Source organism: Amycolatopsis sp. NPDC114484 (assembly GCF_055633755.1).
Genome location: NZ_JBVKDQ010000002.1, coordinates 260,189 through 280,145 on the forward strand (window position 1 = coordinate 260,189; position 19,957 = coordinate 280,145).

At 71.0% G+C, this 19,957-nt stretch carries 20 protein-coding genes and 2 pseudogenes; 9 read left to right on the forward strand and 13 right to left on the reverse strand.

What is annotated here, in order from left to right:
- Positions 1-20: 20 nt before the first annotated feature.
- The 4 genes from ACZ7SW_RS07120 to ACZ7SW_RS07135 all read right to left on the reverse strand — a co-directional run bounded on the left by ACZ7SW_RS07120 (position 21) and on the right by ACZ7SW_RS07135 (position 3,327).
- Positions 21-344 carry a YciI family protein gene (locus ACZ7SW_RS07120; RefSeq protein ID WP_470229491.1) on the reverse strand — a complete coding sequence of 108 codons (324 nt, stop codon included), beginning with the start codon at positions 342-344 and terminating at the stop codon, positions 21-23.
- Complete coding sequence (locus tag ACZ7SW_RS07125; protein ID WP_470229492.1) at positions 329-1,147, reverse strand: alpha/beta fold hydrolase; 819 nt, start codon at positions 1,145-1,147, stop codon at positions 329-331. The genes ACZ7SW_RS07120 and ACZ7SW_RS07125 overlap by 16 nt, the downstream gene beginning before the upstream one ends.
- Positions 1,144-2,493, reverse strand: a complete 1,350-nt coding sequence (locus ACZ7SW_RS07130; RefSeq protein WP_470229493.1) for an RNA polymerase sigma factor — start codon at positions 2,491-2,493, stop codon at positions 1,144-1,146. Before ACZ7SW_RS07130 ends, ACZ7SW_RS07125 begins: the two co-directional genes overlap by 4 nt.
- A gap of 87 nt (positions 2,494-2,580) precedes the next feature.
- Positions 2,581-3,327, reverse strand: a complete 747-nt coding sequence (locus ACZ7SW_RS07135) for a TetR/AcrR family transcriptional regulator (RefSeq protein WP_470229494.1) — start codon at positions 3,325-3,327, stop codon at positions 2,581-2,583.
- A gap of 106 nt (positions 3,328-3,433) precedes the next feature.
- Between ACZ7SW_RS07135 and ACZ7SW_RS07140 the strand changes: the two genes are divergently transcribed.
- The gene (locus ACZ7SW_RS07140) at positions 3,434-5,911 is read left to right on the forward strand and encodes a DEAD/DEAH box helicase (protein WP_470229495.1); all 2,478 of its coding nucleotides are present in this window, start codon (positions 3,434-3,436) and stop codon (positions 5,909-5,911) included.
- On the forward strand, positions 5,908-6,555 hold the full coding sequence (locus ACZ7SW_RS07145) for an SWIM zinc finger family protein (RefSeq protein WP_470229496.1): 648 nt from the start codon (positions 5,908-5,910) through the stop codon (positions 6,553-6,555). The genes ACZ7SW_RS07140 and ACZ7SW_RS07145 overlap by 4 nt, the downstream gene beginning before the upstream one ends.
- Before the next feature lie 198 nt (positions 6,556-6,753).
- Here ACZ7SW_RS07145 and ACZ7SW_RS07150 read toward each other — a convergent pair whose 3' ends face one another.
- The 4 genes from ACZ7SW_RS07150 to ACZ7SW_RS07165 all read right to left on the reverse strand — a co-directional run bounded on the left by ACZ7SW_RS07150 (position 6,754) and on the right by ACZ7SW_RS07165 (position 9,099).
- Positions 6,754-6,876, reverse strand: coding sequence for a hypothetical protein (locus ACZ7SW_RS07150; RefSeq protein ID WP_470229497.1), 123 nt, complete (start codon positions 6,874-6,876; stop codon positions 6,754-6,756).
- Positions 6,873-7,607: an SDR family NAD(P)-dependent oxidoreductase gene (locus tag ACZ7SW_RS07155; protein WP_470229498.1), complete on the reverse strand. Its 735-nt coding sequence runs from the start codon at positions 7,605-7,607 to the stop codon at positions 6,873-6,875. The genes ACZ7SW_RS07150 and ACZ7SW_RS07155 overlap by 4 nt, the downstream gene beginning before the upstream one ends.
- A 217-nt stretch (positions 7,608-7,824) precedes the next feature.
- Positions 7,825-8,421, reverse strand: coding sequence for a TetR/AcrR family transcriptional regulator (locus ACZ7SW_RS07160; RefSeq protein WP_470229499.1), 597 nt, complete (start codon positions 8,419-8,421; stop codon positions 7,825-7,827).
- A 66-nt stretch (positions 8,422-8,487) separates the two neighbouring features.
- On the reverse strand, positions 8,488-9,099 hold the full coding sequence (locus tag ACZ7SW_RS07165) for a TetR/AcrR family transcriptional regulator (RefSeq protein ID WP_470229500.1): 612 nt from the start codon (positions 9,097-9,099) through the stop codon (positions 8,488-8,490).
- A gap of 104 nt (positions 9,100-9,203) precedes the next feature.
- On the opposite strand from ACZ7SW_RS07165, the pseudogene ACZ7SW_RS07170 reads away from it, so the two are divergent.
- The 5 genes and pseudogenes from ACZ7SW_RS07170 to ACZ7SW_RS07190 form a co-directional block, all read left to right on the forward strand.
- Positions 9,204-9,443 (forward strand): annotated as a pseudogene (locus ACZ7SW_RS07170) (CocE/NonD family hydrolase); the annotation flags it as partial.
- A 64-nt stretch (positions 9,444-9,507) separates the two neighbouring features.
- Positions 9,508-9,825, forward strand: coding sequence for a CocE/NonD family hydrolase C-terminal non-catalytic domain-containing protein (locus tag ACZ7SW_RS07175; protein ID WP_470229919.1), 318 nt, complete (start codon positions 9,508-9,510; stop codon positions 9,823-9,825).
- Between the two features lie 20 nt (positions 9,826-9,845).
- Positions 9,846-10,628, forward strand: coding sequence for a cyclase family protein (locus ACZ7SW_RS07180; protein WP_470229920.1), 783 nt, complete (start codon positions 9,846-9,848; stop codon positions 10,626-10,628).
- Positions 10,625-11,563, forward strand: coding sequence for a fumarylacetoacetate hydrolase family protein (locus tag ACZ7SW_RS07185; RefSeq protein WP_470229501.1), 939 nt, complete (start codon positions 10,625-10,627; stop codon positions 11,561-11,563). Before ACZ7SW_RS07180 ends, ACZ7SW_RS07185 begins: the two co-directional genes overlap by 4 nt.
- 163 nt (positions 11,564-11,726) lie before the next feature.
- The gene (locus tag ACZ7SW_RS07190; protein ID WP_470229502.1) at positions 11,727-12,530 is read left to right on the forward strand and encodes a PE-PPE domain-containing protein; all 804 of its coding nucleotides are present in this window, start codon (positions 11,727-11,729) and stop codon (positions 12,528-12,530) included.
- A gap of 69 nt (positions 12,531-12,599) precedes the next feature.
- Here the strand turns inward: ACZ7SW_RS07190 and rox are convergent, their stop codons facing one another.
- From rox to ACZ7SW_RS07210, 4 genes are all read right to left on the reverse strand, one after another.
- The gene (gene rox / locus ACZ7SW_RS07195) at positions 12,600-14,030 is read right to left on the reverse strand and encodes a rifampin monooxygenase (protein ID WP_470229503.1); all 1,431 of its coding nucleotides are present in this window, start codon (positions 14,028-14,030) and stop codon (positions 12,600-12,602) included.
- 172 nt (positions 14,031-14,202) lie between these two features.
- The gene (locus tag ACZ7SW_RS07200; protein ID WP_470229504.1) at positions 14,203-14,847 is read right to left on the reverse strand and encodes a class I SAM-dependent DNA methyltransferase; all 645 of its coding nucleotides are present in this window, start codon (positions 14,845-14,847) and stop codon (positions 14,203-14,205) included.
- 52 nt (positions 14,848-14,899) lie between these two features.
- Entirely contained in the window at positions 14,900-16,516 is a 1,617-nt protein-coding gene (locus ACZ7SW_RS07205) for an acyl-CoA dehydrogenase family protein (RefSeq protein ID WP_470229505.1), read from the reverse strand.
- Positions 16,500-17,105, reverse strand: a complete 606-nt coding sequence (locus tag ACZ7SW_RS07210; protein ID WP_470229506.1) for a TetR/AcrR family transcriptional regulator — start codon at positions 17,103-17,105, stop codon at positions 16,500-16,502. The genes ACZ7SW_RS07205 and ACZ7SW_RS07210 overlap by 17 nt, the downstream gene beginning before the upstream one ends.
- Positions 17,106-17,234: 129 nt before the next feature.
- On the opposite strand from ACZ7SW_RS07210, the pseudogene ACZ7SW_RS07215 reads away from it, so the two are divergent.
- Positions 17,235-17,744: pseudogene (locus ACZ7SW_RS07215) on the forward strand (LLM class flavin-dependent oxidoreductase); the annotation flags it as partial.
- Between the two features lie 321 nt (positions 17,745-18,065).
- On the opposite strand, the gene ACZ7SW_RS07220 reads toward ACZ7SW_RS07215, so the two are convergent.
- Positions 18,066-18,659, reverse strand: a complete 594-nt coding sequence (locus ACZ7SW_RS07220) for a hypothetical protein (RefSeq protein ID WP_470229921.1) — start codon at positions 18,657-18,659, stop codon at positions 18,066-18,068.
- 60 nt (positions 18,660-18,719) lie between these two features.
- Here ACZ7SW_RS07220 and ACZ7SW_RS07225 point away from each other — a divergent pair, with 60 nt between their 5' ends.
- Positions 18,720-19,430, forward strand: coding sequence for an SDR family oxidoreductase (locus ACZ7SW_RS07225; RefSeq protein WP_470229922.1), 711 nt, complete (start codon positions 18,720-18,722; stop codon positions 19,428-19,430).
- Positions 19,431-19,957 lie beyond the last annotated feature (527 nt).

Genomic DNA, 19,957 nt, shown 5'->3' on the forward strand with positions numbered 1-19,957 from the left:
TCGGGTCGGGGGCGCTCGCCTCAGCCGAGGAGCGGGCGTACTTCGATCGTTCCGTATGCGGCGGCCGGATGCCGGGACGCGTGCTCGACGGCCTCGTCGAGGTCGGCGCATTCGAGCACGGCGTAGCCGCCGATCTGGTCCTTGGTCTCGGCGAACGGCCCGTCGCTGAGCAGGACGTCGCCGTCGCGCACGCGCACCGTGGTGGCCGTCGCGGGCGGGTGCAGGCCTCCGCCGCCGATGAGGACGCCGCGTTCCGCCAGGTCCTCGGACCAGCCGCCGCAGCCGATCGCGAGCTGTTCCTCGGTGGGTTCTTCGGACCCGGCGATCATCAGGAGGTAACGCATGGGTTCTCCTCGTTGAGAGTTTCGGCGAGGCGGGCGGCGAACGCCTCGGGTTCGGCGGCGAAGCCCGCGTGGTCTCCCGGGAACCGGACGGGCTCGCCGCCGAGCGCGCGGGCCAGCCCGACGCCTGCCTCGTAGGCCGGGGTCCCGATCGCGTCGCCCACCGCGACGACGATCCGGGTGCCCGCGGCGGCGAGTGCTTCGAGATCGGGTTCCCAGGCTCCGACGGCGGCCATCAGCTTGCCGAAGAAGACCTCGAAGTTGCCGCGCATCTGCTTGCCCTGCTCGATTTCCTCGGCGGAGGGGTGCTCGGGCGGCGGCGGGATCTCGAATCCGCTGGCCGCCATGAACGCGCCCAGAGCGGCGTCGACGCCCTGCTCCCGGTAGATCGCCGGGATGTCCGGGAAATCGGCCAGCAGGTCGCCGAGATACCGGCTGACCGGCGGCTCGTGCGCGACGAGCGTCCGTACCGCGCCGGGGTAGCGAGTGGCGTGTTCGAGCATGGTGATCGCGCCGCCGCTGTTGGCCAGCACCGAGACCGGTCCGCCGTCGAGTTCGGTGAGCAGCCGCTGCACGTCCTCGGCGTGCTGGCCGACGAGGTCGTCGTCGAGTTCAGTGGTCCGGCTGCGCGAAATCCCGCGCGGGTCGAACGTGACGACGGTGTAGCTGTCGGTGAGGAAGGGGCGCAGCGCGGTGAACGCGGTCGCGTCCGCGGGTCCGCCGGGCACGAGGAGCAGCAGCGGTCCGGAGCCTGCGACGTCGTAGTGGAGCTCCGCGCCGGGCACGCGAAGGGTTTTGGTGATCATGGCTGTCCTTCCGGAGTCGGTTCGCCTTCCCGACGAACGGAAGAGACCGAGACAGACACCTCCGGCGAAGAAATTTCCGAAAGTCGTCTCCGAAGGTAGCTGCGTTCGGCTCCGGTGCGGGCCAACGCGAGCGCTTCGGCATACGCGACCTGGGCTTCTTCGATCCGGCCGAGGCGGCGGAGGAAGTCCGCGCGGGTGGCGGGCAGCAGGTGGTAGCCCGCCAGCTCTTCGCTCAGCCGGTCGGCGAGGGCGAGCCCGGCCTCCGGTCCGACGGCCATCCCGACCGCGACCGCGCGGTTCAGCTCGACCACCGGACCCGGACGGAACCGCCGCAGCTCGTGGTACAGCCCGGCGATCTGCGCCCAGTCGGTGTCCTCGGCGCGCGCGGCGGTGGCGTGACACGCGGCGATCGCGGCCTGCACCTGGTACGGCCCGGGACTGCGTCGGCGCAACGCCGCTTCCAGCAGCGCGGTTCCTTCGGTGATCGCCGAGGTGTCCCACTGGCTCCGGTCTTGTTCGTCGAGCGGGATCAGCTCGCCGTCGGGCCGGTTTCGCGTGCCGCGGCGGGCGTGTTGCAGCAGGAGAAGCGCGAGCAGGCCGGTGGCCTCGGGTTCGTCCGGCATCAGGGTGCACAGCAGCCGGGCCAGCCGGATGGCTTCGCCGGCCAGGTCGGGCCGCTGGAGGTCGTCGCCTTCGCTGGCCGAGTAGCCCTCGTTGAACAACAGGTACAGCACGCCGAGCACCGCGGCGGTGCGCTCGGGCAGCAGATGGGCGGGCGGCACCCGGTACGGGATCCCGGCGGCGCGGATCTTGCGTTTCACCCGGACGAGACGCTGCGACATCGTCGATTCGGACACCAGGAACGCGCGGGCGATCTCCGCGGTGCTGAGCCCGACGAGCGTGCGCAGCGCGAGCGCGACCTGCGCCTCGAAGGCGAGCGCGGGGTGGCAGCAGGTGAAGATGAGCCGGAGCCGGTCGTCGTCGAGGTCGCTGGCCCCGCTGGCCCCGCTGACGTCACCGGCACCGCCGACTCCATTGTGGACAGTGACCGGTTCGTCCGGGACCGCCAGGCGCGCGGCCTCCTGGAGTTTGTCCGCGCCTACCGCCGCCCGACGCAGCCGGTCGACGGCACGGTTGCGCGCGGCGGTGGTGAGCCACGCTCCGGGGCGGTCGGGAACGCCGTCGCGCGGCCAGGTCCGCACGGCGAGCGCGAACGCGTCCTGCGCGCACTCCTCGGCCAGGTCCCAGTCGCCGGTGACGCGGATGAGCGTGGCCACGACGGAGCCCCATTCGTCGCGGAACGCCTGCGCGACAGCGGCTTCGACCCCGTCGTGCTGCCCGGTCACCGCACGCTCCCTTCTCGTCTCCGCCGGCGGACGCGTTCCGCCGACACTCTCCGAACGGTAAACCGGGCCACCGACAATTTCGCGCGGTCAGGCTCCGGCGAGCTGCCCGATCCCGTCGAGGATGCGGCCGAGCCCGAACCGGAAGTGGTGCTCGGGATCGGAAGATCCGCCGTAGGTCTGCCCGGCGGTCGTGCCGACCCGGCTCGCGCGCGGGAAGTGCACCGGATCCGCCGCCGGGATCTCGGCGAGCACCGGCGCGGAACGGTTCCACCAGTCGAGGTCGGTCATCCCGCTGCGCCGCGCGGCGCGGGTCGCGTCCACCGAACCGCGCGCCGCGCCCGCGACCAATCCGTTGAGCAGGCCGACGATCGCGTCGAGCTGGACGTCGTCGAGGCCGAGTTCGTCCATCGCGGCCAGTTCGCGTTCGTATTTGGCGAAGGTGTGCGGGCCCAGCGTCGGGCGGCCGACGCGGATCTCCAGCAGCCACGGATGCCGGTGGTAGAGCCGCCACAGGTCCTCGGCGACCGCCGCCAGCCCGGCCCGCCAGCCTTCCGGCAGCTCGCCGGGGAGTTCGCCGTGCGCGTGGTCGAGCATCAGCTCCAGCAGTTCCTCGCGGCCGGGCACGTAGGTGTAGAGCGACATCGTCGCGACGCCGAGCTCGTCGGCGATCCGGCGCATGGTGACCGCGTCCAGCCCGTCCGCGTCCGCGACCCGGATCCCGGCCAGCACCACGTGCTCGACCGACAGCTTCGGTTTCGGGCCGCGGCGCGGGGGACCGGGCACGCCCCACAGCAGTTCGATGGTCCGCCGCGGATCGCCCGGCTCGGTGTCCATTTCGCTCCTTGTACGCAGTACAGAGTTTTCCGGTAGAGTATCCCGGAGAGGCCAGCCAGGGGAGGGCGGAGCACTGAATTCAGTCGTAGTGGAGCCGGGACGGGTCGTGTTCTGGAGACCGGACGGCGCGGAGCCGGACGGTCCCGGGACTCCCGGCACAGTCGAGGTCGTGCTGGCCGACGGGGTGCGCACGGTGCCCGCGCTGCGCTTGCCCGCCGCGGAAGCGGCACCGGTGCTGCGGTCGCCGGCGGATCAGCCGGATCCGTCGGCGCGGTTCTGGGCGCTGGCCGCCGAAGCCGCGGAACGGCTCGCCTCGGCCGGCTGGACCGGACCGCTCGACCCGGCCGAGGAGGCGTGGCTGCGCCGCCTCGCCGACGCGATGCCGCCGCATGCCCACGCGACGCCGATCCCCGGCGACCTGGCGCGGTTGCCGGAGCCGTATCCGCTGCTGATGCGGTTCCTCGGCGACGTCGCCGAGGTGGAACCCGCGCTGCGCGTGTCGCTGCGGATCGAATCCGACGATCTGGCGGACGGCCGGTTCCGCGCGGTCGTCCAGGTGCACGGCGGGACCGAGCCGCTGCTCGACGCGGAAGAGCTGTGGCGCACCGGGAGCCAGGAGGCGCGGCACGAGGTCCTGCTGGCGTTGCGGCACGGAGCGGAGGTGTGGCCCGCGCTGGCTCCGCTGCTGTCGGCGGCGGTTCCGTCGTCGGTCACGCTGGGAGACCGCGAGATCGCCGAACTGCTCGCCGGAGCGCTCGACGCCGCGGAGCTGGCGGTGCACTGGCCCGCGGAGCTGACCGGGCTGGCCGCGCGAGCGGTCGTCCGGCCGGGAGACGCGCCGTCCGACGCGCGGACGTTCTTCGGCGGCGACCGGGTGCTGCAGTTCGACTGGCAGCTCGCGCTGGGCGACAGCGAGCTGAGCGTCGCGGAACTCGACGCGCTCGCCGAGGCCCAGCGTCCGGTCGTCCGGCTGCGGGACCGGTGGGTGCTGCTGGACCGCAAGACCGCCGACCGCGCCCGGGATCGCACGCTCAAGCCGGTGACCGCGATCGAGGCGCTCGGCGTCGCGCTCACCGGCCGCACCGAGGTCGACGGCGAACTGGTCGACGTCCGCACCGACGGCTGGCTCGAAGACCTGCGTGCGCGGCTGTCGGCCGATCCCGAGCCGGTGCCGCAGCCGGCCGGGCTGGCCGCGACCCTGCGCGATTACCAGCTGCGCGGCCTGCACTGGCTCGACACCGTCACCGGGCTGGGGCTCGGCGGCTGTCTCGCCGACGACATGGGGCTCGGCAAAACCGTCACGCTCATCGCGCTGCACCTGCACCGGGGCGCCGGTCCGACGCTGGTGGTGTGCCCGGCTTCGCTGCTGGGCACGTGGGAAACCGAGATCCGCCGGTTCGCGCCGGGGGTCGCGGTGCGCCGGTTCCACGGCGCGTCGCGGTCGCTGGACGAACTCGACGGCGGTTTCGTCCTCACCACCTACGGCACGCTGCGCACCGATCCCGCGCCGCTGGCCGGGGTGAGCTGGGATCTGCTGGTCGCCGACGAGGCGCAGCACGTGAAGAACCACCGCTCCGACACGGCGAAAGCGTTGCGGCTGCTGCCTTCCGCGGCGAAGGTCGCGCTCACCGGCACGCCGGTGGAGAACACGCTCACCGAACTGTGGGCGATCCTCGACTGGACCACGCCGGGCCTGCTCGGCCCGCTCGCCGAGTTCCGCCGCCGCTGGGGGAAGCCGGTCGAATCCGGCGGCGACCCGGCGGTCGCCGAGCAGTTGTCCCGGCTGCTGCGGCCGTTCCTGTTGCGCCGCCGCAAATCCGACCCGGGCATCGCGCCCGAGCTGCCCGCCAAGACCGAGACCGACCGGCCGGTGTCGCTCACGGCCGAGCAGGCGGCGCTGTACGAGGCCACTGTGCGCGAGCTGATGGCGGACATCTCCGCGAGCGACGGCATGGCCCGCCGCGGCCGGGTGGTCAAGCTGCTCACCGCGCTCAAGCAGATCTGCAACCACCCCGCGCAGTACCTCGGAGAGCCCGAGAACGGCACGCTCGCCGGCCGGTCCGGGAAGCTCGAACTGCTCGACGAACTGCTCGACACGATCCTCGCCGAGGACGGCGCGGTGCTGGTGTTCACCCAGTACGTCGTGATGGCGCGGCTGCTGGAGCGGCACCTCGCCGCGCGCGGGATCCCGTCGCGGCTGCTGCACGGCGGCACCCCGGTCGCCCGGCGCGAGGAGCTGGTCCGCGGCTTCCAGAACGGCGACGTGCCGGTGTTCCTGCTGTCGCTCAAGGCCGCGGGCACCGGGCTCACCCTCACGCGCGCCGATCACGTCGTGCACTACGACCGGTGGTGGAACCCGGCGGTCGAGGACCAGGCGACCGACCGCGCGTACCGGATCGGGCAGACCCGGCCGGTGCAGGTCCACCGGCTGGTCGCGGAAGGCACGGTCGAGGACCGGATCGCGGTGATGCTGCGGGAAAAACGCGCGCTCGCCGACGCGGTGCTCGCCTCGGGCGAGGCCGCGCTCACCGAACTCACCGACGCCGAACTGGCCGAGCTCGTGACCCTCCGGAGGCAGCGATGACCGACCGGGTCCGCGGATTCCCCGCGTTCCCCGCCCGCACCGGCCGCGGCCCGTTCGCCCGCACCTGGTGGGGCCGCGCCTGGCTGCAGGCGATGGAGGACACCGCGCTCGACCTGCGGCAGCTGAAGAAGGGCCGGAGCTACGCCGCGGCGGGCCTGGTCGGCCCGATCACGGTCAGCCCGGGCCGGATCACCGCGACCACCGAGGACGCCGACGACGGCCCGTACCGCACCGGCGTGCACCTGGCCGAACTGTCCGCAATGGACTGGGAGCTGCTGCTGGACCGCGCCGCCGACCATTCCGGGCACCTCGCCGCGCTGCTCGACCGGCATCTGCCGCCGGAGCTGGCCGAGGTCGTCCCGCTGCTGCCCGGCATCGGCGACCTCGACCCGGACTGCGACTGCCCCGGCTGGGAACTCCCGTGCCGGCACGCCGCCGCGCTGTCGTTCCAGGTCGCGTGGCTGCTCGACGCCGACCCGTTCCTGCTGCTGCTCGCGCGGGGCCGGACCGAGCAGGAGATCCTCGACGAACTCGGCCGCCGCACGGCCACCCGGGTCACCACCGGCGTGCTGGCCGCGGACGCGTATGCGCGGGAGGTGCCGCCGTTGCCGGATCTCGCGGAGTTCACGCCGCGCGTCCGCTAAGGCGGGTGCTGCGGAGCCAGGATCCCCGCAGCACCCGGAAAGATCGGGCCGTGTGGCTTTGCCAGCCAGCCTCGCCAGGTTCCGGCAGCGGTCGACGTCCGGTGGTTTTGACGTCGGCGGATCCGGTCTGCCCGCTGTTTTCCTTGCCGGGCAGTGAGTTTTCGTTCTCGCCCGGCGGCTGCGGGCGAGGCGGCAGGATCAGGTTCCGGCTTCGGCTTCGGCTTCGGCTTCGGCTTCGGCTTCGGCTTCGGCTTCGGCTTCGGCGATGTTCTCGCGGATTGAGCTGGGCAGCGGTTCGCGCGCGTTGACGAGAGTGCTCACACCTGCGCGAAACCGCCGTCGGCGAAGAACTCGGCTCCGTTGACGTAGCTCGACGCGTCCGAGGCGAGGAACGTCGTCACGGCGGCGATCTCCTCGGGCTCCGCGAGCCGGCCGAGCGGGACTTCGCCTTCGGCCTGCCTGAGCGCCTCTGGCGGGACCAGCTCGAGGAGGCCGGGGGTGCGCGTGCCGCCGGGGGACACGACGTTGACCCGAAAGCCGTGTTTGCGCGAGCTGAGAGCCCAGCCTCGGGCGAGGTTGCGGATCGCGGCCTTCGACGCCGCGTAGACCTCGAGTCCTTGGCTGGGCCGGGTCGTGGCGGTCGAACCGGTGAGGATCACCGAGGCGTTCGCGCTGAGCAGCGGCAGCGCTTGCTGCAGGGTGAAGATCGTTCCCTTGACGTTGGTGGCGAACACCGAGTCGATCAGCTCCTCGGTCACCTCGCCGAGAGCAGCCGCGGCACCGATGCCCGCGTTGGCGACCAGCACGTCGATGCGGCCGGCCTGCTCGCGCACGGTTCGGTAGAACGCGTCGAGCTCCGCGGGCGCCGAAACGTCACAGACCACGCCGGTCACGGCAGGCCCGAGTTCACCGACCGCCGCGTCGAGCGCGTCCTTGCGGCGGCCGGTGACGAAGACCTTGGCCCCCTCGTCGCGGAACGCCCGTGCGGTCGCGAATCCGATGCCGCTGCTGCCGCCGGTGACCACGGCGACTTTGTCTGCCAAGACGGCCATGCCGCCCTCCTTCAAGGTTATTGACCGTAAGGTCCATAACTGTCGCAGATCTGGACCGAGTGGTCAATAACCTGAAACGGCGAGAAGCCGCGTCGCAGGGTGCGAGCATGCATGGACCTGGATTCGTCAGGCAGGCACCCGTTCCGCGACCGTGCTCCTTGGCAAGAGCGACGGAGCGCAGCCTTTCCCGGCTGCCGCGCCGCCCGGCGAGTTGCGACTACTGCGCCGCAGCAGGCAGCAGCCGCACCAGGACGGACTGGGCCGCCTCGGCAAGCACGTCGATGCCCATGCCAGTGCGCCCGAGCGCGATCAGGCCGAGTTGGGCGACGACGACCGCGCGGGCGGTCTCGGCGGGGTCGGCGTCAGGGGAGAGGTCGCCTTCTCGCTGGGCGCGCTCCAGTGCCTCGGCGAGAATGTCCGCGATCGCGTCGTAGCTGCGACATGCCTCAGCGGCCACGTCCGGAGTGCTGGTGGCCAGTTCGGCGTTGCTGTTGGCCAGCAAGCAGCCTCGACGCGCAACCGCTCCGGTCGGGTCGGCGGTCGGGCCGAGCAGAAACGCGCGCACCACGTCGATCCCGCGCGCCGCGGACGCCAGACCCTCGCGCAGCGTCAGCAGGTTCGCGTCGTCGTAGTCGCGCAGCACTCGCAGGAACAGGCTTCGCTTGTCCCCGAACGCCCCGTACAGGCTGCCCTTGCCGAGCCCGCTCACGCGCAGCAGGTCCCCCAGCGACGTCGCCGCGTAGCCCTTGTCCCAGAACTCGTCGCGGACAGCGAGCAGCACGCGATCTTCGTCGAATTCGCGGGGCCGGGCCATGTGCCGACCATACTGGTTCTGGACCGTACGGGCCACAATGCGCTCGGGCCGCGTGCCTCAGGGAATTTACGCCCTCGATCGAGGGCTGTCGGCGGCCGGGACGAGCCCGCGGAGGAGGGTGTCGACGATGCGTGCGGGCAAGTCCGGTTCGAGCGGCTCGCGGGTGAGCACGATTCTGAAGTGCAGCGGCGCGACAAGCATTTCCAGTACGAAGCGGGTTTCGGTGTCCTCGGGCAGCTCTCCGCGCTCGATCGCCCGCGCGGCGATCTGGCCGGACTGGGCGTAGCGGGCGTCCCAGTACTGGTCGCGCAACTCCTGGGTGATCGGGTCGTCGCCGGCCGAGGCCAGTGTCCGGTCGAGGGCGTTGCCTGCGGGCGAGGTCAGGTATTTCGCGAGCGAGGTGGCGTAGGCGATCAGGTCGTCCCGCAAAGTCCCGCTGTCGGGCACCGGAAGCTGTTCGGCGGCGTCGGCGAGCAGGGCGTCGATGACGAGGTTCTCGCGGGTGCCCCACCGCCGGAAGATCGACGTCTCGTTCACCTGCGCGCGCCGTGCCACCTCGGACACCTTCAGGCCAGCCAGGCCCTGGTCCCGCAGGAGCTCGTTGGTCGCCTCGAGGACAGCGGCGCGCACCCGGGCCGCCCGTCCGCCGGGCCGTCGCCGGACTTCCGAATCGCTCACGGGGCACCACTCTAATACAAGTCCGCTTGCTTTAGCGCGAGCCAGTCGCCATACTCCTTGACGCAATCCGACTTGCTTTAACGGTCACCCCCTGGAGTACTGAGATGCGCATCGAACGGGACATCGAGGTCCCCGCCCGCAGCGGCCCGCCGATCCTGGCCGACGTGTTCCTTCCCGACGACGACGGCGCCTTTCCCGTGCTGGCGTCGATCAGCCCGTACGGCAAGGACGTGCACTGGCCGGACCGCTATCCGCTCTACGACCTCGTGCCGCACAACGAGCACATGGTCTGGGAGACCCCGGATCCCGAGTGGTGGACGGCCCGCGGCTACGCGGTGCTGCGCGCCGACACCCGGGGCACCGGCAAGTCGGCCGGCCGGATGGACCTGATGAGCCCGGGCGATTCCGATGGCCATGGGCTGGCTCAAGGCCTCCCACCGCGAGACCGATCCCGGGCGGTCGCTGCCGCACCGGCCGTGGCACACCCACGCCCGCGAGATTCCCCTCGTGCCCGGCGAGCCTGCTCTGCTCGAGGTCGAGATCTGGCCCACCAGCATCACCCTCGCGCCGGGCGAGCGGCTGCGCCTCGAATTGGTCGCCGGGGACAGCGACCTCGGCTTCATGACCCACGACCATCCCGGTCTCGCCCGCCCGGCGACCGCCGCCGCGATCCACCTCGGCGGCGACCACGCCTCCCATCTGCTCGTCCCCGTCATCCCGCGCTAAGAGGCCTGGAAGGAGTCGCCATGCGACAGCTCGTGGACATTTCGGTCCCGCTGCGGGGCGGGATCGCCTCCGACCCGCCCGGCCACCGTCCCTCGATCACCTACGTCGACCACCGGCAGTCGGTCCCGGAGCTGCTCCGCTTCTTCCCGGGGGCGACGGCCGCGGACCTGCCCGACGGCGAGGGCTGGGCGATCGAGCGGATCGAGGCCACCACTCACACCGGCACCCATCTCGACGCCCCGTACCACTATGCGTCCACTATGGACGGAGGCTGGCGGGCGATGACGATCGACGAGGTGCCGCTGCACTGGTGCTTCCAGGAGGGAGTCAAGCTGGACTTCCGGCGCCTGCCCGACGGCCACGTCGTCACGCCCGCCGACATCGACGCCGAACTCGACCGGATCGGCCACCGGCTGCGCCCGCTGGACATCGTGGTGGTCAACACCCGGGCCGGCGCCCGCTACGGCCAGGACGATTACGTCGATTCCGGCTGCGGAGTCGGCCGCGCCGCCACCCTGCACCTGCTCGAACAAGGGGTGCGGGTGACCGGAACCGACGCCTGGAGCTGGGACGCCCCGTTCCGGTTCACCGCCGAGCGCTACGCCCGCGACCACGACGCCTCCGTTATCTGGGAGGGCCACCGGGCCGGTCGCGACATCGGCTACTGCCACCTCGAGAAGCTGCACAACCTGGAGAATCTCCCGGCCACCGGATTCCAGATCGCCTGCTTCCCGGTCAAGATCCACGCGGCGTCGGCGGGCTGGACCCGCGCGGTGGCGATCTTCGACGAGGAGACGGAATGAGAATCGGGTCCTTGCTCGTCGACGGCGTACGGCGCTACGGCGTCGTCGACGGCGACCGCATCGATCTGCTCCCCGTGACCGCGGATGTCTTCGAGGTGCTCGCCGCCGGGGACGCCGCAGCGGCGAGCGAGCGGTCGGCCTGGGACGAAACCGCGTCGATCGCCGTCCCGGTGCCGGTCGCCAGCATCCGCGACTTCATCACCTTCGAACAGCACACGGCCGGCTCGCTCCGCGCGATCACCGGATACAGCGAAGTCCCGGACGCCTGGTACGAAGCGCCCGCTTTCTACTTCACCAACCCGCACGCGGCGATCGGCTCCGGCGCCCCGGTCCCGATGCCGCCCGGATGCGCCGTGCTGGACTTCGAACTCGAAGTCGCGGCCGTGATCGGCACGGCGGGTTTCAACCTGTCCGTCGCCGAGGCCGCGGACCACATCGCCGGGTTCACCATCCTCAACGACTGGTCGGCGCGCGACCTGCAGAGCCGCGAAATGCGCGTCGGACTCGGCCCGGCCAAGGGCAAGGACACCGCCACCACCCTCGGCCCCGTGCTGGTCACCCCGGACGAACTGGCCGGCCGCGAGAGTGGGGGCCGCTACGACCTCGCCATGGAGGTCTTCGTCAACGACACCCGCGTCGGCGGCGACACGCTCGCGAACATGGCCTGGACGTTCGCCGAGCTGCTCGCCTACGCCAGCCGGGGCGCCTGGGTCCGGCCTGGCGACGTGCTCGGCTCCGGGACCTGCGGCAGCGGCTGCCTCGCCGAACTGTGGGATTGGCGCGGCGACCGGCAACCGGCGCCGCTGCGCATCGGCGACACCGTCCGCATGACCGTGCAAGGGATCGGCACTGTCCAGAACACCGTGGTCGCCGGCCCGCCCCTGCACGACGTTCCTCCTGCCCGCCGCGCGCGTCAGGGGAGAAGCCCGGCTTGACCGGCAGTGGGCGTTCGCGGCGGCTCACCCGATCCGGTGGACTCGGATCCGCCGCCGGTGCCGTCTGACCAGCGGCATCGGCTCGTCGGGCCGCTCGCCGGGCGATCCTGCGTTCAGCAGGATTTCATAGCTTCTCCGTAGCTTTCCGAACACGTTCAGTAACGTGTTGACCATTCGAAACGGAGGGGACCCGATGGTGAAGAAGGCCAGGAGGATCGCGCTGATCGGCGCTGTCGTCGCCACGCTCGGCGCGGGATTCGCCAGCGCGGCGCCAGCGTCCGCCGACGGCGCGCACTACTACATCCTGATCGGCGGCACCTGCGACGGGAAGGCGTCGGTCTACCGTCCGGAGTGGCTGCGGGGCGGCATCGCGCGGGTCGTGGACTATCCCGCCGGAGCCGCCGGCGCGCCGAACTGCGACCAGACCCCGATGGACCAGAGCGTCGCGATCGGCCACGACCGCGGCCGCCACGTTGTCCAGGACGCCTTCCACGAGAACCCGGACGCCGAGTTCACCGTGGTCGGCTACTCCCAGGGCGCGATCGTGGCGAACATGATCCTCAACGACCTCGCCGACGGCCAGCTCGGCGTAGACAAGGCGAAGTTCAGCGCGAAACTCTTCGCCGACCCGATGCAGCCGCCCGGCCCGGCCGGAACCGGGATCAGCGCGACGCTCCCGCCGGGCGCCGGCCTGCCGTCGCCGTTCGGCGGATACGTGTCGTTCGGCGCGGGCCGCCCGGGCTTCGACGGCGTCCGGTCCATCCGCTATTGCATCCAGACCGACGGCATCTGCGATTTCGACCCGATCCAGGCGGCGGGCGGCTATCTGGCCCAGCACTGGTGCTACCAGTGGCCGCGCCCGACCGACCACCGGTCGATCATGGAGGACACCATCGCCGACGGCGTGTACACCGACACGTCCGTGCGGCTGGGCAAACAGGACTGCTGGGGCGGCCCGCACCTCTGACCGCCGCCCGAGCGGGTTTCCCGGCACCCCCAGGGCAGCCGGGAAACCCGCTCGGGCCCCGCTACGTCCTCATCGCACGGCGCCGAACCATTGCAACATCCGCATGTCCAGTTCCTGCTGATCTTCGCCCGCCCAGACCACGTGCCCGTCCGGACGGAGCAGCGCGGCCGGGACGTCGAGGTCCTCGCTCACGTCCACGACGTGGTCGACCCGGTCCGCCCAGCCCTCCGCCGACAGCCGCCCGCTCTGGTCCAGCAGCAGCCCGCGGCCCTGGTGCATCAGCTCGTACAGCCGTCCTCGCTTGAGCGCCACGTCCGGCATCCGCCGCCCGAGCAGCGGATGCCCGTCGCCGAAGTCGTAGCGGATGTCGAGCGCGAGCACCTTCTCCAGCAGCAACCGGTTGACCTCCTCGAAGGCCATCAGCTCCGTCATCAGCCGCCGCATCGCGCGCCCGTCCGGGTCGGGCGACATCACCACGGCCTGCGCGCGGACGTTGTCCAGCACGGCGTCCGCGACCGGATGCCGTTCGGCCTCGTAGGTGTCCAGCAGTCCCTCCGGGGCCCAGCCGTTGACCTCGGCGGCGAGTTTCCAGCCGAGGTTGAACGCGTCCTGGAGGCCGAGGTTGAGCCCCTGCCCGCCCAGCGGCGGGTGGACGTGCGCCGCGTCGCCCGCCAGCAGCACCCGGCCGACGCGGTAGTGCTCGGCCTGCCGGGTCGCGTCCCCGAACCGCGAGAGCCAGCGAGGGGAGTGCACGCCGAAGTCCGTCCCGGCGTACTCGCGCAGCTGGTGTTTCACCTCGTCCAGCGTCGGCGTCCGCGCCTCCCGGTCCTCGACCACGCCGGCCGCCGGCACGACCACGCGGAACATCCCGTCACGCACCGGTCCGACCCCGAACCACAGCTGCGTCTTGCGGATTTCCATCACCAGAGCGGCGATTTCGGCGGGATCCGCCGTCACCTCCATCTCGCCCAGCAGCACCTCTCGCCGCGCGGGTTCGCCCGGGAACGCGACGCCGAGCGCCTTGCGCACCGTGCTCCGCCCGCCGTCGCAGCCGACGAGGTAGCGCGCCCGCAGTTCGCTGCCGTCAGCCAGCGAGACGCTCACCCCGTCGCCGTCCTGGCTCAGCCCCACGACCTCGCACCCGCGCCGGATCTCCGCGCCCGCCTTGACCGCGTGCTCGGCCAGCAGCCGGTCGGTGATGGGCTGCGGAAGCCCCAGCACATACGGATGCGAGGTGTCGAGCCGCTCCGGCGCGGGACGCGGGATCCCGGCGAAGAAACCCCCGACCGGATGCGTCGAGCCCTCGGCGAGGAACGGCTCCAGCATCCCCCGCTGGTCCAGCACCTCCATGCTGCGCGAATGCATCCCCAGCGCGCGCACGAACCTCGGCGGCTCCGGCTCCTTTTCCAGCACGACCACGCGCACCCCGTGCAGCCGCAGCTCCGCGGCCAGCAGCACGCCCGCCGGCCCGGCCCCCACCACGATCACGTCCACCGTCAACTTCTCGTCCCCTGTACCGGAGCCGCGCTCCCGCCCGCGGTCTTTCCGCAGGCAGCGGCTCCGGCGGACGATTGTGGAGCACCACCCGGGCCTTGCCGCAAGCCCCGGGGTCCGCTATATGTTGAAGGGGGCAGGGAAAACTCCCGCCCCCTTCTCTCCCCAGCGGAGCTCCTCAGCCCTCCTTGCGGGCCATCAAGTACGCCTGCTGCGTCGCTTCGTAGCTCGGCCCCGGCTCGCGCACCAGGCGCGCGTCGACCACGAATCCGGCGTCGGCGAGCAGCTGCGCGACGAAGTCCGGGTCGAGCCGGTACGCGTCGGCCGCGATGTCGTGGCCGTAGGCGTTCTCGATGCGGCGGCGCTGGTTGTCGCCCACCTGGAACGCGGTCAGCAGCCAGCCACCAGGCCGCAGCACCCGGGCGAGTTCCTTGGCCAGCACCGGAAGCTCCTCCGGCGGCGTGTGGATCAGCGAGTACCACGCGAGCGCCCCGGCGAGCGAACCGTCGGCGAGGTCGAGCGCGGCCAGCGAGCCCACCTCGAAACGCAGGTGCGGATGCGTCCGGCGGGCGACCTCGACCATCGCGGGGGACAGGTCGACGCCGAAGACGTCCACTCCCAGCGAGGCGACGTACCCGGTGAGACGGCCGGGGCCGCAGCCCAGATCACCCACCGGTCCCTCTCCGGCCAGCTCCGCGAACGCGCCGAGCATCGTCCGGTCCCACGTGCTCGACTCGAGGAAATCCTTCAGCATTTCGGCGTACGACTCGGCGACGGTGTCGTACGCGGTCCGCGTCTCGGTTACGTAAACAGGTTCGGTCACGGGCAGGGACAGTAGCGCTGCCCGCCGCGCCCTGTCCGGCGAAACACGCGGACTAGACGCGGGCGCGGGCGATGATCGCGGAAGTGTCGGTTCCAGCGGGCAAAGTGCCGAAAGCCAGGCCCCAGTCGCCGCCGAACCGCGTGCCGCAGAACGCGTCCGCCACCGCGCGCGGCGCGTGCCGCACGAGCAGCGAACCCTGCAGCACCAACGCCATCGACTCGACCACCCGCCGCGCCCGGAACTCCAGATCGTCCACATCGGACAGATCCTTCTTGAGCCGGTCGACCGCGTCGTCGAGCCGCGCGTCCCCGCCCGCCGCGAGCTCCGCCTCGGCGAAGAACGCCGCCACCGACTCCGGCTGCCTTCCCATGGCGCGCAACGCGTCGAGCGCGGCGACGTTGCCGGAACCCTCCCAGATCGACATCAGCGGAGCTTCCCGGTACAGCCGCGGCATGCCCGATTCCTCGACATACCCGTTGCCGCCAAAGCATTCCAGCGCCTCGGCCGCGTGCATCGGCGCGCGTTTGCACACCCAGTACTTGGTCACCGCGAGCCCGAGGCGCCGGAACGCCTGCTCCTGCTCGTCGTCGCGCCGATCTCCGGCGGCCGCGAGCCGCATCGACGCCGCCACCGCCGCTTCCGCCTCGATCACCAGGTCTGCCAGCACGTTCGCCATCAGCGGCTGGTCCACGAGCGCCTTGCCGAACGCGTACCGGTGCGTCGCGTGATGCACCGCCCGCACCGCGCCCAGGCGCATGCCCGACGAACTGCCGAGCGCACAGTCGAGCCGGGTGTTGTTGACCATCTCGATGATCGTGCGGACACCGCGGCCCTCCTCGCCGACGAGCCAGCCCACCGCGTCGTCGTACTCGATCTCCGACGACGCGTTCGACCGGTTGCCGAGCTTGTCCTTCAAGCGCTGCAACCGGATCGGGTTCCGGCTGCCGTCCGGGAGCACGCGGGGGAGCAGGAAGCACGACAGCCCGCCGGGGGCCTGCGCGAGCGTGAGGAACATGTCCGACATCGGCGCGCTCGTGAACCACTTGTGCCCGACCAGCCGGTAGCTGCCGTCGCTCGCCGGCCGCGCGGCAGTCGTGTTCGCGCGGACGTCCGAACCGCCCTGCTTCTCGGTCATCGACATGCCCGCGATCAGACCGCGTTTCGTGCTCGGCTCGCGCAACCCGAAGTCGTACTCGGTCGACGCCAGCAGCGGCTCGTACCTCTCGGTCAGCTCCGGGTTCGCGCGCAACGCCGGAACCGCCGCGTACGTCATGGAAATCGGACAGGTGTGCCCGGCCTCGGACTGGCTCCAGACGTAGAACTTCGCCGCCCGCGCCGCGTGCGCCCCGGGCCGCCCGTCCCGCCACGGCGCGGCCTGCAGCCCGTGCGACACCGCGACGTTCATCAGGTCGTGCCAATGCGGATGGAACTCGACCTCGTCGATCCGGTGGCCGAACCGGTCGTGCGTGCGCAGCACCGGCTCGTTCTCGTTGACCAGCCGGCTCCACTCCTGCACCTGCCCGCTGCCCGCCAGCCGCCCGAGCTCGTGCAGCTCGCCGACGACCCACGACGCCTCCGTCCGCCCGACCGCCTCCGCCAGCGCCGGATCGGCGGCGACGTCGTGCTCCAGCGGCGGAACCTGATTGACGACCTCATGCGTTGCGGGCATCCGAACCTCCCAGTGACCGCACGACGAACGTGCTCAACTCGCTGACCTCCGCCGACCCGCCGCTGGTCAGCGGGCCGATCAACACCTCCGCCGCAGCGCCGACCAACGCCGCCGCACTGACCGCCGCGTCCTGCGCGGGCAACACCCCGGTCCGCACCCCTTCGGCCACGTGCTCGGCCACGACGTCCCGGAACACCCGCCGAAACTCAAGCCGCTCCGCGTCGATGACGGCGTCCACCGGCTCAGCCAGCAACGCATACGCGAGCCGCGGCGCCTTCAACGCCCGCAGCGCGAACGTCTCGAACACCGCCACCACCCGCGCGACCGGATCGTGCGGTCCCGTCGCCGCGGACCGCACGGCCTCGACCTCGCGCGACACGACCTGCCGGAAGACCCGCACGACCAGATCGGCCTTGGTGGGGAAGTGCCGGTACACCGTGCCGACAGCAACACCCGCCCGCTCGGCGACGGCGGCTACCGAACAGCCGGAGTAGCCGTGCTCGGCCAACTGCTGCACGGTGGCGTCCAGGATCGTCTCCCGGAGCGCGTCGAGGCGCTCCTGGACTTTGGGCGTTCTGCGGTAGGCCACGGCAAGAAGTGAACCATCGATTCACAACTTGCGTCAACGACTGGATCCGACCGCCCGGTTCTCGCCGCACTCTGGCCGACTGGCTTAATCGCTTGCCGCACCGCCTCTTCCGCCGGGACCATGCCCGGTATGCGCTTCTCGATCAACATCCCGAACTTCGGCGATTTCGCCGATGCCCGGACCGTGGCGAGAGTGGCGGCGGCCGCCGAACAAGAAGGCTGGGACGCGCTGTTCCTCTGGGACCACGTCGTCCACGACAAGGAAACCCGCCACGGCCAGCCGTTCGGCGATCCCTGGATGCTGCTGACCGCGGCCGCGCTCGCGACCTCCACGCTCAAGATCGGCACGCTGGTCACCGCCGTGCCCCGCCGCCGTCCCGAGCACCTCGCCCGCCAGGTCGCCGCCCTCGACGCCCTCAGCGGCGGACGCGTCATCTTCGGCGCCGGCCTCGGCGGACCGATCCAGGACGAATTCGGCAGCTTCGGCGAACCCACCGACCCGGTCGTCCTGGCCGAGCATCTCGACGAAAGCCTCGGCCTGCTCGACCAATACTGGTCCGGAAACCCCGTCAGCCACGACGGCAAGCACTACCAAGTCCGCGACGTCACCCTCCTTCCCGCCACCGTCCAGCAGCCGCGCCCGCCCGTCTGGCTCGCCGCCGTGTGGCCCAACCGCCGGCCGGTCCGCCGCGCCGCACGCTGGGACGGCATCGCCCCGCTGTTCAAAAACGCCACCCACGGCGTCATCCCAGCGGCGCAGGACGTCCGCGATGTCGTTTCCTGCGCCCGAAAACACAGCGCGGGGGAGAAGTTCGAATTCGTCGTCGGCGGCCGCACCCCCGGCGACCCGGCCCGCGCCCGCGACCTGGTGGGACGAACGGCAACTGATCACCACCAGCGACCTCGACCGCCTCGAACCCACCCTGCGCCGCATCAGCCAAGGCCCGCCAAGGGGAGTGGGCTAGACCTCGACCGCCAGAACCCCGCTCAACCGCTCCGCCAACGGCCGCACCGACTCGGCGGAGACGCCGTGGTCGAGACCGGCCGACGGGAGGAAACGAACGGTCGTCCCGGTAGCGCCGTCCGTCGGCACCGCAACCAGCTCGTCAACCGGGACGCCGTGGCGATACCGCTGCGTCCACGCGCCCTCCGAACGGCGATTCGTGTGCACCAACCACTCGCTCAACGCCGCGACCACCGACATCCCGTACCGCGGATGCCCGTCCGGGAGGGGAGTGGCAGGCGGGGAGTCGAAGTACCGGAAGTCTTTCGTCGCCATCACCGGCTTCCGCACCGGCCGCCCGTCCTCGCCTGCCGCCATCTGCGTCCCGCGACCGTCGTCCGAGACGGAAACCGAACCGTCCGGGTGAAATTCGACGACCGCCCGGCCCGCACCCCGATCCTCGGCCTCGTCCGCGGCGCAGGCGAGCACCTCGAGGATCAAGTGACACATTCCGGTCGGCGCGTACCGATCCGGGTTCTCGCGGATCAACCGCAGGTGCTCAGGATCGTGATCACGGGACCAGTCGTGCGTCGTCGGCTCAGGCAGCGGCATCAGACCATCCTGCCACCGAAATTTGACCTGGTCCGCGCTCCAGCACCTACTTTCGCGAACATGACGACAACGCTCATTACCGGTGCCACCAAAGGACTCGGCTACGAAACCGCCCGCCGCCTGGTCGCTGCCGGACACACCGTTTACCTCGGCGCGCGCGACGCCGCTCGAGGTCAGCAGGCCGCAGAGGAACTGGGCGCACGAACCGTTCAGCTCGACGTCACCGACGACGAGTCGGTGCTCGCCGCAGCGAAAACCGTCGAGGCGGACGGGGGACTGGACGTCCTCGTCAACAACGCGGGCATCGCCGTCGAACTGCGGAGCGATGGGGAACCGGTCGGCGCATCGGATGTGACAGCCGACCTGATGCGCGAAACGTTCGAGACCAACGTCTTCGGTGTCGTACGAGTGCTCCATGCGTTTCTGCCGCTCCTGCAACGTTCATCCGCGCCGGTGGTGGTGAACGTCAGCAGTGCGCTGGGGTCGCTGGGCAGGATGACCGATCAGGCGACGCATCAGCACGCGTACGGCGGTGTCGCGTACCCGGCGTCGAAGGCCGCGGTCAACATGGTGACTGTGCAGTACGCGAAGGCGTTCCCGAAGATCCGGATCAACGCCGTCGCACCTGGCTACACGCGGACGGACATCAACGGACGCCGGGGCGGACAGCCGGTTGAGCAAGGCGCGGAGATCATCGTCCGGATGGCCCAGGTGGGGACAGACGGGCCGACTGGCACCTACACGGACATCGACGGCCCGCTGGCGTGGTGACCGGCCTCAGCGGACGGGGCAGCACGTCAGACCGCTTACTTGACATAATGTACATTATCGGCGTTTTGGTGACCTGCTGATCAGCATGCTGAGGAGGGGTTTCTCCGGGGGCTCTGATGCGGTCGCGCGACTTGTGTCGGCACTTGCCTGTCTGGAATTTGCCTGTCTGGAGCGCTCCTGGCGCACGCTGAACATCGGCTGACTCGCCTCGCGTCGTACGTCGACGCCTGAGCCAAGATCCCATGGGTCCCAGGTGCCGCCTCGGAGAAGAACCTGGGATCCCCGACGGGATCTGTCAGTGTGGTCGCGCTTAATTCGTCACCGTGACGAATTAAGCGCGACTGGCTGGACGTTGAGGTTGGAGCACAACAACTTTCTCTGCGTGCCGAGGCTGGCTCAGCCGGGCTGAAGATCCACTCGACCAGATGAACGCGTCGCAGATCCGGCTCAGCGTCAGGCTCGTTCGCGGCGTTGAAGCAACGCCTGAGCACTGACTTTGAACATTGCACAGGGAGTATCCAGGCGCT